Below are 13116 nucleotides of genomic sequence, written 5' to 3' on the forward strand. Positions count from 1 at the left end.
TGCACCATCCGGAGTTATGGCGTGCCGCCCCCCCCAGTTCCACCGGTTTGGGGCTGGTTTGCCCACGAGAGGCGGACCGGCATTGAACTCATACCCCCTAGGGGTATAGTCTGAAGTGGAGGGGATTCCCCCGTGACCCCCAGGCCCCACACGCCTCGACGAGGAGTAACGACATGACCGCTCGGACCGACACCCAGGGTTCCGTCACCACCGTCTACAAGGTGACCGGGATGAGCTGCGGACACTGCGAGGGCTCCGTCTCCGCCGAACTCACCCGGCTCCCCGGTGTGACGTCGGTGCGGGCCGTCGCCGCCACCGGCGAGGTCACCGTCGTCTCCGAGGCGCCGCTGGACGAGGAGGCCGTGCGGGCCGCCGTCGACGAGGCCGGTTTCGAGCTCGCCGGCCGGGCCTGACGGCGCCGGCACCCGACGCCCCCCTTCTCCGCACCGGACCGTGCCGACCAGCTCATACTGGCTCCGTACGGTCCGGTCCGCTCTCTGGAGTACGGACATGACCAGCACCGCACAGACCCAGGCGCCGGGCGCCGCACCGGGCGCCGGGACGTCGCAGACGGAGCTCCTCATCGGCGGGATGACCTGCGCCTCCTGCGCGGCCCGCATCGAACGCAGGCTGAACCGCATCGACGGCGTCACCGCGACGGTGAACCTCGCCACCGAAAAGGCCCGCGTCACCTACCCCCAGGGGGTAAGCGTGGCCGACCTGATCACCACCGTGGAGAAGCTCGGCTACACCGCCGAGGAGCCCCCGCCGCCGCAGCCCGAACCCGCCGCCGGACAACCCACTGCCGGGCAACCCGCCGCCGAGCAGGCGCCCCAGGACGCCGAGCCGGCCCTGCTCCGGCAGCGGTTCACCGTCTCGGCGCTGCTCGCCGCGCCCGTCGTGCTGCTCGCCATGGTCCCGGCGCTGCAGTTCGACAACTGGCAGTGGCTGTCGCTGACGCTGGCCGCGCCCGTCGTCGTCTGGGGCGGCCTGCCCTTCCACCGGGCGGCGCTGACCAACGCCCGGCACGGCGCGGCCACCATGGACACCCTCGTGTCGGTGGGCACGCTGGCCGCGTTCGGCTGGTCGCTGTGGGCGCTGTTCTTCGGGGACGCGGGCAGGCCGGGGATGCGGGACTCCTTCCGCCTCACCGTCTCCCGCATGGACGGCGCGTCCACGATCTACCTGGAGGTGGCCTCCGGCGTCGTCGCCCTGATCCTGCTGGGCCGCTACCTGGAGGCCCGCTCCAAGCGCCGGGCGGGCGCGGCCCTGCGGGCGCTGCTGGAGCTGGGCGCCAAGGACGTGGCCGTGCTGCGGGACGGCCGGGAGATCCGGGTGCCGGTGGCGCGGCTCGCCGTCGGCGACCGGTTCGTCGTACGGCCCGGCGAGAAGATCGCCACCGACGGTGTGGTCGTCGAGGGCGTCTCCGCCGTCGACGCGTCCCTGCTGACCGGCGAGTCGGTGCCGGTGGACGTCTCCCCCGGGTCCGCCGTGACCGGGGCGACCGTCAACGCGGGCGGCCGGCTGGTGGTGGAGGCGACCCGGGTGGGCGCCGACACGCAACTGGCGCGGATGGCGAAGCTGGTGGAGGAGGCGCAGAGCGGCAAGGCGCGGGTGCAGCGGCTCGCGGACCGGATCTCGGCGGTGTTCGTGCCGGTCGTCCTCCTCATCGCGCTCGGCACGTTCGTCGCCTGGCTCGCCGTCACCGGGGACACGGCGGCCGCGTTCACGGCCGCCGTCGCCGTGCTGATCATCGCCTGCCCGTGCGCGCTGGGCCTGGCCACCCCGACCGCGCTGCTGGTCGGCACCGGGCGCGGGGCGCAGCTCGGCATCCTCATCAAGGGCCCGGAGGTGCTGGAGTCCACCCGCCGCGTCGACACCGTGGTGCTGGACAAGACCGGCACGGTCACCACCGGCCGCATGACCCTGCAGGAGGTGTACGCCGCCGAGGGCACCGACGCCAAGGAGCTGCTGCGGCTCGCGGGCGCCCTGGAGCACGCCTCCGAGCACCCCGTGGCCCGCGCGATCGCCGCGGGCGCCGAGGAGCGCCTCGGAGCGCTGCCGCCGGTCGAGGACTTCGCGAACGTGCCCGGGCGGGGCGCACGCGGGCGCGTGGAGGGCCGTGAGGTGGCCGCCGGGCGCCTCTTCGACACGGTGCCGCCCGAGGTGGCGCGGGCCCGCGACGAGGCCGAGCGCAGCGGCCGTACGGCCGTCCTGGCCGGCTGGGACGGGGTGGCGCGCGGGGTGCTCGCGGTGGCCGACACGGTCAAGGACACCAGCGCCGAGGCCGTCCGCGAGCTGCGCGCCCTGGGCCTGACGCCCGTCCTGCTCACCGGGGACAACCGGGCGGTGGCCGAGGCGGTGGCCCGCCAGGTGGGCATCGAGGAGGTGATCGCCGAGGTGCTGCCCGAGGACAAGGTCGACGTCGTACGGCGGCTGCAGGCGCAGGGCCGCACGGTCGCCATGGTGGGCGACGGCGTGAACGACGCGGCCGCGCTGGCCGCCGCCGACCTGGGCCTGGCGATGGGCACCGGCACGGACGCGGCGATCGAGGCGGGCGACCTGACGCTGGTGCGCGGGGATTTGCGGGTGGCCGCCGACGCGATCCGGCTCTCCCGCCGCACCCTGGCCACCATCAAGGGCAACCTCGTGTGGGCCTTCGGCTACAACGTCGCCGCGCTGCCGCTGGCCGCGGCCGGACTGCTCAACCCCATGATCGCGGGTGCGGCGATGGCGTTCTCGTCGGTGTTCGTGGTCACCAACAGCCTGCGGCTGCGGCGTTTCGGGTGATCGGCCGCGGGACGGGCACGAACCGGACGAAAGTACTCGGCGGTAAGGGCGAGGGGCCCCTGGAGTCCGGAGACGTCCTCCCATAAGCTCTTCACACGGCTCACGCATCTTCCTTACGCTGGGGCCCCGATCGCGTGTCGGGGCTCTTGCGTGTCGGACGGGGATGCGCAAGAGACGCAGATCACAGTGATGTGAACGTAACCCTCGAAGGGATTCGAAGGTCTAAGTTGTCGATGTCAGGAAGCGTCTTGGGGGGCGCCGACTGGCAGCTGAGGTCGTCTTGGGGGACTTCCTCAGGAACGCGTTGCCGGGGCACGTACGGCGGGAAGCTTTGAGCGGCCCTCCCGGACGTGCGCTGTCCCGGCAGACCGCAAGGCGGGAGCACGCCGAGTTTTGCTCATTGTGCTCACGTCCGAACAGCGATTCAGGCGCTGTCCTCACCAAGCGCCCGGCCGGATCCCGTGGGGGGAATCCGCACCGGGACACGGGAAGGCGCCCTGGTCGCCGGCCCGTGGGGGGACCGGCGTCTCAGGGCGCCTTCCGCTTTGCTGCTTTGTTGCTTTGCGGCTCTGTGCCTCTGCTGCTTCGCCGCTTTGTCGCGTCTCGCGCTGCCCTTCGGCACCTTTCCGGCGCCTTTCGGGCGTCTCTTGAGCATCTTTGGCCGTCGGGCCCCGCGGGCGGCCGTGAGGTCACCCGCGGGACTCGGGCAGCAGGAGTTCAGCGCTCCTCGACCGGCACGAAGTCACGCAGTTCCACGCCGGTGTAGATCTGGCGCGGGCGGCCGATGCGGGAGCCCGGCTCCTTGATCATCTCGGTCCACTGGGCGATCCAGCCCGGCAGCCGGCCCAGGGCGAACAGGACCGTGAACATCTCGGTCGGGAAGCCCATGGCGCGGTAGATGAGGCCGGTGTAGAAGTCGACGTTCGGGTAGAGCTTGCGCTCGATGAAGTAGTCGTCGGACAGGGCGTGCTCCTCCAGCTTCAGGGCGATGTCGAGGAGCTCGTCCTCCTTGCCCAGGGCAGAGAGCACGTCGTGCGCGGCGGCCTTGATGATCTTGGCGCGGGGGTCGAAGTTCTTGTAGACCCGGTGGCCGAAGCCCATCAGGCGGACGCCGGCCTCCTTGTTCTTCACCTTGCGGATGAAGCCGTCCACGTCGCCGCCGGAGTCGCGGATGCCCTCCAGCATCTCCAGCACGGACTGGTTGGCGCCGCCGTGCAGCGGACCCCACAGGGCGTTGATGCCGGCCGAGATCGACGCGAACATGTTGGCCTGCGAGGAGCCGACCAGGCGGACCGTGGAGGTCGAGCAGTTCTGCTCGTGGTCGGCGTGCAGGATGAGCAGCTTGTCCAGCGCGGAGACGACCACCGGGTCCAGCTCGTACTCGTCCGCCGGCACCGAGAAAGTCATGCGCAGGAAGTTCTCGACGTAGCCGAGGTCGTTGCGCGGGTAGACGAACGGGTGGCCGATCGACTTCTTGTACGCGTAGGCGGCGATCGTCGGGAGCTTGGCGAGCAGGCGGATGGTGGACAGGTAGCGCTGCTGCTCGTCGAACGGGTTGTGGCTGTCCTGGTAGAAGGTGGACAGCGCGGAAACGACCGAGGACAGCATCGCCATCGGGTGCGCGTCGCGCGGGAAGCCCCGGTAGAAGTTCTTGACGTCCTCGTGCAGCAGGGTGTGCCGCGTGATGTCGTTCTTGAAGGCGGTGAGCTGGTCGACGGTCGGCAGCTCACCGTTGATCAGCAGGTAGGCGACCTCCAGGAAGGTGGAGCGCTCGGCCAGCTGCTCGATCGGGTAGCCGCGGTACCGGAGGATGCCCTGCTCGCCGTCGAGGTAGGTGATCGAGGATTTGTAGGCGGCCGTGTTGCCGTATCCGCTGTCCAGGGTCACCAGACCGGTCTGGGCGCGGAGCTTGCCGATGTCGAAGCCCTTGTCACCGACGGTGCTGTCGACCACCGGGTAGGTGTACTCGCCGCCGTTGTACCGCAGTACTACAGAGTTGTCGCTCACGTCTTCCCTCACCGACGTAGTGCCTCATCTTCGAGGTGCCCTGACTGTCTCTACCATCCCCCATTTGGCTCAGGAGAGTGCACTCGGGGTCGACCATTGGGCTAGTGGACGGCACTCAGTGCCGCCAACCTGCTCATCCTGCCCCCTCGGCGGGGCGGGCGGAAGTGTTGTGTGACCTTTGCGACTTGTTTGATCGATCATTTTTCGCGGCGACCGGTTCCCGGACCCCACCGGGGCCGGCTCCCGGGACCGGCTCCCGGGATCGCTCCGGGGGCCGGGCCGCTTCGGAGGCCGGGCCACTCCGGGACCGCCGGGCGCTCCAGGGGCCGAAGCCGCTCCGAGGGGCGGAATCACTCCAAGGGGCGGGGCGCGAGCCGGAAGTCGAGCGCCGTGCAGCGCCGGCCGGCCGAGACGGTGCGTACCGCCTGCCCGATCGCCTTGCGGGACCCGACGAGGACGACCAGGTGCTTGGCGCGGGTGACCGCCGTGTACAGCAGGTTGCGCTGCAGCATCATCCAGGCACCGGTGGTGACCGGGACGACCACGGCCGGGTACTCACTGCCCTGGGAGCGGTGGATGGTCACCGCGTACGCGTGCGCCAGTTCGTCCAGTTCGTCGAAGTCGTACGGAACCTCCTCGTCCTCGTCCGTCAGCACCGTGAGCCGCTGGTCGACCGGGTCGAGCGAGGTGACGACGCCCACGGTGCCGTTGAAGACACCGTTCTTCCCCTTTTCGTAATTGTTGCGGATCTGGGTGACCTTGTCGCCGACTCGGAAGACCCTGCCGCCGAACCTTTTCTCGGGCAGGTCGGGCCGGCCCGGGGTGATGACCTGCTGGAGCAGCCCGTTGAGCACGCCCGCCCCGGCCGGGCCGCGGTGCATGGGCGCGAGCACCTGCACGTCCCGGCGCGGGTCGAGCCCGAACCGGGCCGGGATGCGGCGGGCGGCCACGTCCACGGTGAGCCGGCCGGCGGCCTCGGTGTCGTCCTCGACGAAGAGGAAGAAGTCCTTCATGCCCTCGGTGACGGGATGCTTCCCGGCGTTGATCCGGTGCGCGTTGGTCACCACCCCGGACTGCTGGGCCTGGCGGAAGACGCGGGTGAGGCGCACCGCCGGGATCGGGCTGCCGTCGGCCAGCAGGTCCCGCAGCACCTCGCCGGCGCCGACGCTGGGCAACTGGTCGACGTCGCCGACGAAGAGCAGGTGCGCGCCGGGCGGGACCGCCTTGACCAGCTTGTTGGCGAGCAGCAGGTCGAGCATGGACGCCTCGTCGACGACGACCAGGTCGGCGTCGAGCGGGCGGTCCTTGTCGTAGGCCGCGTCGCCGCCCGGCTTGAGCTCCAGCAGCCGGTGGACGGTGGAGGCTTCGGCGCCGGTCAGCTCGGCGAGCCGCTTGGCGGCGCGGCCCGTCGGCGCGGCGAGCACCACCTTCGCCTTCTTGGCGCGGGCCAGTTCCACGACCGAGCGCACGGTGAAGGACTTGCCGCAGCCCGGGCCGCCGGTGAGCACGGCGACCTTCTCCGTCAGCGCCAGCTTGACGGCCGCCTCCTGCTCCGGGGCGAGTTCGGCGCCCGTACGGCCCTTCAGCCAGCCCAGGGCCTTGTCCCAGTCGACGTCGCGGAACCACGGCATCCGGTCCTCGTCGGCGCGCAGCAGGCGCAGCAACTGGGCGGAGAGCGACAGCTCGGCGCGGTGGAAGGGGACCAGGTAGACGGCGGTGACGGGCTCGCCGCCGTCCGGGCCGGGGACCCGCTCGCGTACGACACCGGGGTCCCCGCCGTCCTCGGGAGGCTCCGCCAGCTCGGCGAGGCAGTCGATGACGAGCCCGGTGTCGACCTGGAGCAGCTTGACCGTGTCCTTGATGAGCTGCTCCTCCGGCAGGAAGCAGTTGCCCTGGTCGGCGGATTGCGACAGCGCGTACTGCAGGCCCGCCTTGACGCGGTCGGGACTGTCGTGCGGGATGCCGACCGAGCGGGCGATCTTGTCGGCGGTCAGGAAGCCGATGCCCCAGACGTCGGCGGCCAGGCGGTAGGGCTGGTTCTTGACGACGGAGATCGAGGCGTCGCCGTACTTCTTGTAGATGCGCACGGCGATGGAGGTGGAGACCTCCACGGTCTGCAGGAACAGCATCACCTCCTTGATCGCCTTCTGCTCCTCCCAGGCGTCGGCGATCTTCTTGGTCCGCTTGGGCCCGAGCCCCGGCACCTCGATCAGCCGCTCCGGCTCCTCCTCGATGACGCGCAGGGTGTCCAGCCCGAAGTGCTGGGTGATGCGGTCGGCGAAGACCGGGCCGATGCCCTTGACCAGCCCCGACCCGAGATAGCGCCGGATGCCCTGGATGGTGGCCGGCAGGACGGTCGTGTAGTTCTCCACGTGGAACTGCCGCCCGTACTGCGGATGCGAGCCCCAGCGGCCCTCCATCCGCAGCGACTCCCCCACCTGGGCGCCGAGCAGCGCGCCGACGACGGTGAGCAGGTCCCCGCCGCCGCGGCCGGTGTCGACACGGGCGACCGTGTAGCCGTTCTCCTCGTTGGCGTACGTGATCCGCTCGAGCACACCCTCGACGACGGCCGGGCGCCGCTCCCCGGCACCCGGCCGTCCCTCCCCCGCCCGGCTTCCCGCGGAACTCGGCTGACTGACCATGATCCGACGGTACCGCCGGAGTGTGACAGGGGGCACCGTCGGCCGGGGAGGGCGACTGCTCACGGCCGCAAAAGGTCCTTCTCAGTAACTTCAGTAACTTTGGCGCGTGGAGTACGCGAAGATGCGCGCCATCGCCGAGGACCTCGGGGCCTACGCGGAACGGCTCGAAGGGGCCTGGAGCGTCGAGATCGGCCCGTCCGGTCCGGTCCTGGCCATGGTGCGCCCGTCCAAACGCCACGAGGGCACGGTCCGCCGCATCTGCAAGCAACTGGACGCGCAGCTCCCCACCACCCACCCCGGATACATCTGCGCCAACGGCCCCGAGATCGAGCATCCGGCGATCGGCCGCATGCGCCGCCCGGACGCCGTCGTCATCCCCGAGCGAGTGCTCGACGAGGAAGGGCTCGCCGTCGACGCCACCCAGGCGCTCGCGGTGATCGAGATCGTCTCACCGTCCAACCCGGACAACGACTACAGCGAAAAGCTGGCCGACTACCCCGCGATGGGAATCCCCCATTACATGATCGTCGACCCGCGCACCGGCACGATCGAGGTCCACTCCGAGCCGTGCAAGGGCCGCTACAGCCAGAAGGAGCCCTACATCTTCGGGGACTCGGTGCCGTTCGGACCCTGGATCGTGGAGACCTCGGATTTCCGGCGGTACGGCAGGGACGAGGGCGGCCGGCCGGGCCCGGCGGGAGGGTGAGGCGTCGCCTCACACGGTGGGTCCGGCGGGCTTCCCGCGGCGGACCGGGGCGGGTGCCGGGCCGGACAGCGGTCAGGAGGACCGCTTTCAGTCCCACCAGTTGAACAACAGATCGCTCAAGACCTCGGGGCGCCAGTAACGGATCTGAGCGAGCTCTGCCTGCGCCAGCTCCGCCACGTCGACCCTCGACATCGGCGTACTCAGCTCCTCGACGGACAGACAGCGGAACCCGGCGGCCGCAAAGCTGTCCGCCCACGGCGGCGCCCCCACGAAGCCCGACAGCGGCTGTCCCGGCACCGGCGGGACGTCGGCAAAGGCGATGACCGGCAGGTGCGCGTGGCACAGGACGACAGGCGTCTTCGCACGGCCGGTGACAGTGACCGAGTGAAAGCTGGACATCTCGGCGCGGACCACCTCACCGACGCGGCCACCGATCCGCCTCGCGGCTTCCCAGCAAGCACTGCGAAGGAGTGACAGGTCGATCTCGGGAGCCGGTTCGCCACCGTAGTCCCAGAACCCGGTCGCTCCTCTCTCAAGCCGCATCAACGCACCTTCTTTTGAGAGCTTCGATGAAGGAGGCGAACGCGGTGGTGGGGAAGGTGAGCGTGGCCCGGTGGGGGATCTTGGAGTCGCGTATGGCCACGTGGGTGGACGAGTGGGCGATCTCCACGCAGTTGTTCCCGTCGCCGCCGCCGGAGTAGGAGGACTTCCGCCAGTTCTCAAAGGTGTCGATGTCGGTGCGGCGCATGTCAGGGGCGGGGGCGCTTCTTGAGGGCCTCGACGAAGGAGGCGAACGCAGTGGTGGGAAAGGTGAGCATGGCTCGGTGGGGGACCTTGGAGTCGCGTATGGCCACGCGAGCAGGCGAGTGGGCGATCTCCACGCAGTCGTTGCCATCGCCCTCGCCCGAGTAGGACGACTTCCGCCAGTTGTCAGGGGTGGTCATGGGCCGCCTCACAGTTCTTTCGCCAGGTCATGGATGAAGTCGCGTGACTGTCCGGGCTCGAGTGATACGGCCTCTACCTTACGAAAGCGCGCTCGATAAGCGCTGAGTTGCGCTTCGGAATCGATGAAGACCGAGCCGTGAGGTGCGTCGCGCACCACTGTGTCCAGCTTGGGCAGAGGACCACCCACGTACGTCATGGTGCTTGAGGCTCTTGCGAAGCCATCCAGGTCGAAGGGGATGACACGCAAGGTGATGTGGTCCGCTTCGGAGAGTTCAAGGAGGCGGGCCAGTTGGGCCTTTGAGGCGGTACGGTCGCTGACCCGGATGCGCAGCGCCGCCTCGTGAATCACTGCCGTGTAGGGGATCGGGGAGGGCCCTTCGATGATCACACGGCGTGCCACCCGGTGGCGGATGCGCAACTCCAGTTCTTCAGAGGTAAGTTCCGGCACCCGCGACGAGAAGACGGCGCGCGCGTACTCCTCCGTCTGAAGCAGTCCCGGCACGAACAGGATGGCCACCTCGTGCCGGAACAACGCATGGTGATCCAGCTCGGCGAGATCCAGGAACGACGTCGGCAACAGGCCGCGGTACTCCTCCCACCAACCGCGGGTCCGGTCGGTGGCCATGGCCACCAAGGCGTCGACGAACTTCTCGTCCGTGCAGGCGTAGTGCGAGGCAAGGCGGCGAAGTCGCTTCTCGCTCACACCTGAGAGTCCGGACTCGATGTGGGTGATCTGGGCGGGGCTCACTCCCAGCAGCGCTGCCGCCTGGCGAGCAGTGAGACCTGCTGCTTCACGGAGTCTGCGCAGTTCAGTGGCCAGACGCATCTGACGTGCCGTTGGTTCGCGCCTCAGCGCCATCGACGTGCTCCTCGGTGCAACGCGCCTGTGAGCGCGACTCGTTCGGGGTCAGATTACGCGACCAGCTTGCCTAACCTCTACATTTAGACCTACCTTCAGTGACGTAGCGCACACGCTGCGAAACTCCGGGGTGCCGGAAGCGCACCGCTCCGTCCTGCCGTGGCGGCTGCGGCAATGCCACCGCCCGTCCTCGCAGCCGATTCTCAACTCCCCGCTCATCGAACGGAGTTCATCCATGCCCGAAAACACCCCTTGGGAGTACAGCCTGTACATCCCCAACGACGTCCGTGCCGTCACCGTCAGCCGTCGCACCCTGCGTCTGATCCTCACCCTGCACGGCCTGATCCGCCTGGTAGACGTCGCCGAACTCCTCGCCGCGGAGCTGGTGTCCAACGCCGTACGGCACACCAAGGGGCCCGCCGCGCTGCGGGTGCGGTGGTCGGCCGGGGTGTTGCGGATCGGGGCGTGGGACGCCGACCCCGCGCCGCCGGAGCCGCCGCAGTCCCTGGAGCGGCTCGGGGAGGCGGAGGCGGAGGAGGGGCGGGGGCTGGCACTGGTGCGGGCCTGCGCCGACGTGTGGGGGTGGCAGCCGCTGGCCAGAGAGGGCAACCGGGGAAAGTACGTGTGGTGCGAGCTGGCGGCGGCCCGTTCCACGACCCCTGCTCCGGCGGAACCGCCAGGCGCTCGGCGGGCGCTGTCCTGACGGCCTGTTGGGCATGCCGGAGCGATGGTGGCTCGTTACCCGCTCTTGTCCTTCTACTCCTTGTCCTCCTCCCTGGTCTTCTTCTGGGGCTTTTCGGGCTCCTCGGAGGTGCCGGACTGTCCGCCGGGGGTCCGCGTTCCGGTCTCGGTGGGCGTCGCCGTACCGGACGTCCCCGTGGTCCGGCTGCCTGGTGTGCCGGCCGGACCGGAGTGCGGCGGCCGGGTTGTGGTGCCGGGTGCGGTGGACCTGCCGGTGGCCGGCTTCCGGCGCGGAGCAGCGGAGTCGGAAGCGGGGTCGGAGGTGGAGGAGGGGCCGGAGTTCCGGGCGAGGGCGGCGTCGCGGAGTCGTCCGGTGGAGACGCCGCGGGGGGAGGGCGTGGGGTCCGCAGGGCCTGATGTGTTCCTTCCGGCGGACGTGTCCGGGGAGCCGGCCTCCGTGGAGGGGCGGCTGACGGCCCGTGGCGTCCCGTCGCCGCTGCCCTGGTGCCCGGTGCCGTCGGAGACGGTGAACGCGGCGGCCATGACGGCGGCGAGCGCGGCGGCTCCGCCGGCGACCAGGACGCGTCCGCGTGCGGGCGTGGCCTTCGACGCGGCGTCGCCCGCCGCGGGTGCCGCGGCGGGCGACGAATGCCGGTGCGTAAAGTCGGTGTCCCGCTCCGGTGCTTCCCCGGGGATCACGCTGGGGATCACGCTCGTGACGGCCGGGGACGGGACGGGCAGGGGGGCGGGACCGGCCGCCGTGTCGGCCGGGGTGGCCAGGGTGGTCAGGGCGGCCAGCCTCCGGGCGCAGGCGTGTGCCGAGGGGCGGGCCTGCTCGTCCAGGTCGGTCATGTCCCGTAGCAGGGCGGCGAGTTCTTCCGGCAGGGAGTCGGGCAGGACGGGCGGGCGGTGGAGGCGCGCGATCGCGGCCTCCAGGGGGCCGCCGTCGTACTCGAGCCTGCCCGTGAGGCATTCGAGGAGGGCCAGTCCGAGGGCGTAGACGTCGGCGGGCGGGCCGGCGGACCGGCCGAGCACCTGCTCGGGGGAGAGGTAGGCGGCCGTGCCGACGAGTGCGCCGGGGGCGGTGCGGGTGGTGGCGTCGAGCAGCCGGGAGATGCCGAAGTCGGTCAGGTGGGGGCGGCTGGAGGCGTCCAGGATGATGTTCGAGGGTTTGACGTCGCGGTGGACGATCCCCGCCTCGTGCGCGTGGGCCAGTGCCCGGGCGAGGTGGGCGCCGAGTGCGGCGGTCTCGCCGGGGGACAGGGTGCCCTCGGCGATGCGGGCCTTGAGCGTGGGGCCTTCGATGAGCTGCATGACCAGGTAGGCGCGGCCGTCGTGCCGTCCGGCGTCGTAGACGGTGACCAGCCCGGGGTGCTGCAACCGGGCCAGGATCACCGCCTCGTTGCCGAAGCGTTCCTCCATGTCGGCGTCGGCGCCGGTGCGGAAGACCTTGACCGCCACCGGCCGTTTCAGGCGCAGGTCGAAGCCGCGGTGGACGTCGGCGGCGCCGCCCGAGCCGATGAGCGCGTCCAGGCGGTACCGCCCGGCCAGCACTTCCGCGGACCGTCCGGACGGTGCCGACGCCGACTGGCGGAACCTCATGTCCTCTCCCACTGCTTCCGAGGGTGCTGCGTGCGGGCGCTCGTCACCAGGACGAGCTCGTCACCAGGACGAAGGGGTGCCGTGCCGGACACGCGTACCCACGAGAAGCCGGGTTACCCCTGCGGCAGCTCCACGGGCCGGCGGTTCCACGGGCCGGTGGGGCGACGGCCCGTGGGGCGGCGGCCGGACGGCGCCGGCACCCCGGCGGTAGGGTCCTGCCATGTCTCCCTCCCCATCTGGCACCTCCCCCGTCACCGCCGACGACCTCGAACTCGCCGTACGACTCGCCGTGTCGGTGCTGCGCCAGGCGCCGCCGGACGCCTGGGACGAGAACGCCGGTTCGCTGGAGTGGACCTGCTGGGAGACCGTCGAGCACCTCAGCGACGACCTGTTCGCGTACGCCGCCCAACTGGGGCCCGCAGCACCGCCCTTGGACGGCGAGGTGCCCTTCGTGTGGGAGAGCCGGCGGCCCGGCGGGCCGGCGAACGCCGTGCACGCGGACCGGGCGGCGGGGCCCGCCGGGCTGCTGCAGGTGCTGGAGGCGTGCGGCGCGCTGCTGGCCGCGATGGTGCGGACGAGGCCCGCGGACACCCGCGCCCACCACGTGTTCGGCGTCTCCGACCCCGAGGGGTTCGCCGCGATGGGGATCGTGGAGACCCTGGTGCACACGCACGACCTGGCGCAGGGGCTCGGGCTCGCCTGGGACCCGCCCGCCGAGCTGTGCGCGCGGGTGCTCGCCCGGCTGTTCCCCGACGCGCCGACGTCCACGCCGCCCTGGCCCACGCTGCTGTGGGCCACCGGGCGCGGCGAACTGCCCGGCCGTCCCCGGCTGACGAGCTGGCGTTGGGACGGGACCGTACGGGCGTAGGTTCCCCGTAGGTTCA

General features: G+C 70.9%; 12 protein-coding genes. 5 read left to right on the forward strand and 7 right to left on the reverse strand.

What is annotated here, in order from left to right; all coding sequences use genetic code 11:
• The first annotated feature begins 173 nt into the window (after window positions 1–173).
• Both IE225_RS07510 and IE225_RS07515 read left to right on the forward strand, forming a co-directional pair.
• Window positions 174–413, forward strand: a complete 240-nt coding sequence (locus IE225_RS07510) for a heavy-metal-associated domain-containing protein (protein ID WP_190056569.1) — start codon at window positions 174–176, stop codon at window positions 411–413.
• Between the two features lie 97 nt (window positions 414–510).
• Window positions 511–2790 (forward strand): heavy metal translocating P-type ATPase, encoded by a 2280-nt coding sequence (locus IE225_RS07515; RefSeq protein ID WP_190056570.1) that lies wholly within the window; start codon window positions 511–513, stop codon window positions 2788–2790.
• Between the two features lie 717 nt (window positions 2791–3507).
• Here the strand turns inward: IE225_RS07515 and IE225_RS07520 are convergent.
• Together IE225_RS07520 and recD2 are read right to left on the reverse strand one after the other, a co-directional pair.
• Window positions 3508–4797 (reverse strand): citrate synthase, encoded by a 1290-nt coding sequence (locus IE225_RS07520; RefSeq protein ID WP_190056571.1) that lies wholly within the window; start codon window positions 4795–4797, stop codon window positions 3508–3510.
• A gap of 350 nt (window positions 4798–5147) precedes the next feature.
• A complete protein-coding gene (gene recD2, locus IE225_RS07525) occupies window positions 5148–7439 on the reverse strand; it encodes an SF1B family DNA helicase RecD2 (RefSeq protein ID WP_190056572.1) in 2292 nt (763 codons plus the stop codon).
• A 106-nt stretch (window positions 7440–7545) separates the two neighbouring features.
• On the opposite strand from recD2, the gene IE225_RS07530 reads away from it, so the two are divergent.
• On the forward strand, window positions 7546–8145 hold the full coding sequence (locus IE225_RS07530; protein WP_190056573.1) for a Uma2 family endonuclease: 600 nt from the start codon (window positions 7546–7548) through the stop codon (window positions 8143–8145).
• Between the two features lie 87 nt (window positions 8146–8232).
• Here the strand turns inward: IE225_RS07530 and IE225_RS07535 are convergent, their stop codons facing one another.
• From IE225_RS07535 to IE225_RS07550, 4 genes are read right to left on the reverse strand one after another with little or no spacing between them, the layout of a single operon-like run.
• The gene (locus IE225_RS07535) at window positions 8233–8688 is read right to left on the reverse strand and encodes a hypothetical protein (protein WP_190056574.1); all 456 of its coding nucleotides are present in this window, start codon (window positions 8686–8688) and stop codon (window positions 8233–8235) included.
• A complete protein-coding gene (locus tag IE225_RS07540; protein WP_190056575.1) occupies window positions 8678–8893 on the reverse strand; it encodes a DUF397 domain-containing protein in 216 nt (71 codons plus the stop codon). Before IE225_RS07540 ends, IE225_RS07535 begins: the two co-directional genes overlap by 11 nt.
• Before the next feature lies 1 nt (window position 8894).
• A complete protein-coding gene (locus IE225_RS07545; protein ID WP_190056576.1) occupies window positions 8895–9089 on the reverse strand; it encodes a DUF397 domain-containing protein in 195 nt (64 codons plus the stop codon).
• Between the two features lie 8 nt (window positions 9090–9097).
• Entirely contained in the window at window positions 9098–9949 is an 852-nt protein-coding gene (locus tag IE225_RS07550) for a helix-turn-helix domain-containing protein (protein WP_190056577.1), read from the reverse strand.
• Between the two features lie 235 nt (window positions 9950–10184).
• Here IE225_RS07550 and IE225_RS07555 point away from each other — a divergent pair, with 235 nt between their 5' ends.
• Window positions 10185–10652 (forward strand): ATP-binding protein, encoded by a 468-nt coding sequence (locus IE225_RS07555; RefSeq protein ID WP_190056578.1) that lies wholly within the window; start codon window positions 10185–10187, stop codon window positions 10650–10652.
• 53 nt (window positions 10653–10705) lie between these two features.
• Here the strand turns inward: IE225_RS07555 and IE225_RS07560 are convergent, their stop codons facing one another.
• A complete protein-coding gene (locus tag IE225_RS07560; RefSeq protein WP_190056579.1) occupies window positions 10706–12232 on the reverse strand; it encodes a serine/threonine-protein kinase in 1527 nt (508 codons plus the stop codon).
• Window positions 12233–12452: 220 nt separating this feature from the next.
• Here IE225_RS07560 and IE225_RS07565 point away from each other — a divergent pair, with 220 nt between their 5' ends.
• A complete protein-coding gene (locus tag IE225_RS07565; protein WP_190056580.1) occupies window positions 12453–13100 on the forward strand; it encodes a DinB family protein in 648 nt (215 codons plus the stop codon).
• Window positions 13101–13116: the final 16 nt, after the last annotated feature.

This window comes from Streptomyces echinoruber (genome assembly GCF_014651135.1).
GTDB classification, from domain to species: domain Bacteria; phylum Actinomycetota; class Actinomycetes; order Streptomycetales; family Streptomycetaceae; genus Streptomyces; species Streptomyces echinoruber.

What these genes read in the sequence shown, in the direction of transcription:
- IE225_RS07510 (WP_190056569.1), top strand. Translation starts at nt 174, where the DNA reads ATGACCGCTCGGACCGACACCCAGGGTTCCGTCACCACCGTCTACAAG.
- IE225_RS07515 (WP_190056570.1), top strand. Translation starts at nt 511, where the DNA reads ATGACCAGCACCGCACAGACCCAGGCGCCGGGCGCCGCACCGGGCGCC.
- recD2 (WP_190056572.1), bottom strand. Translation starts at nt 7,439, where the DNA reads ATGGTCAGTCAGCCGAGTTCCGCGGGAAGCCGGGCGGGGGAGGGACGG.
- IE225_RS07535 (WP_190056574.1), bottom strand. Translation starts at nt 8,688, where the DNA reads ATGCGGCTTGAGAGAGGAGCGACCGGGTTCTGGGACTACGGTGGCGAA.
- IE225_RS07540 (WP_190056575.1), bottom strand. Translation starts at nt 8,893, where the DNA reads ATGCGCCGCACCGACATCGACACCTTTGAGAACTGGCGGAAGTCCTCC.
- IE225_RS07545 (WP_190056576.1), bottom strand. Translation starts at nt 9,089, where the DNA reads ATGACCACCCCTGACAACTGGCGGAAGTCGTCCTACTCGGGCGAGGGC.
- IE225_RS07550 (WP_190056577.1), bottom strand. Translation starts at nt 9,949, where the DNA reads ATGGCGCTGAGGCGCGAACCAACGGCACGTCAGATGCGTCTGGCCACT.
- IE225_RS07555 (WP_190056578.1), top strand. Translation starts at nt 10,185, where the DNA reads ATGCCCGAAAACACCCCTTGGGAGTACAGCCTGTACATCCCCAACGAC.
- IE225_RS07560 (WP_190056579.1), bottom strand. Translation starts at nt 12,232, where the DNA reads ATGAGGTTCCGCCAGTCGGCGTCGGCACCGTCCGGACGGTCCGCGGAA.
- IE225_RS07565 (WP_190056580.1), top strand. Translation starts at nt 12,453, where the DNA reads ATGTCTCCCTCCCCATCTGGCACCTCCCCCGTCACCGCCGACGACCTC.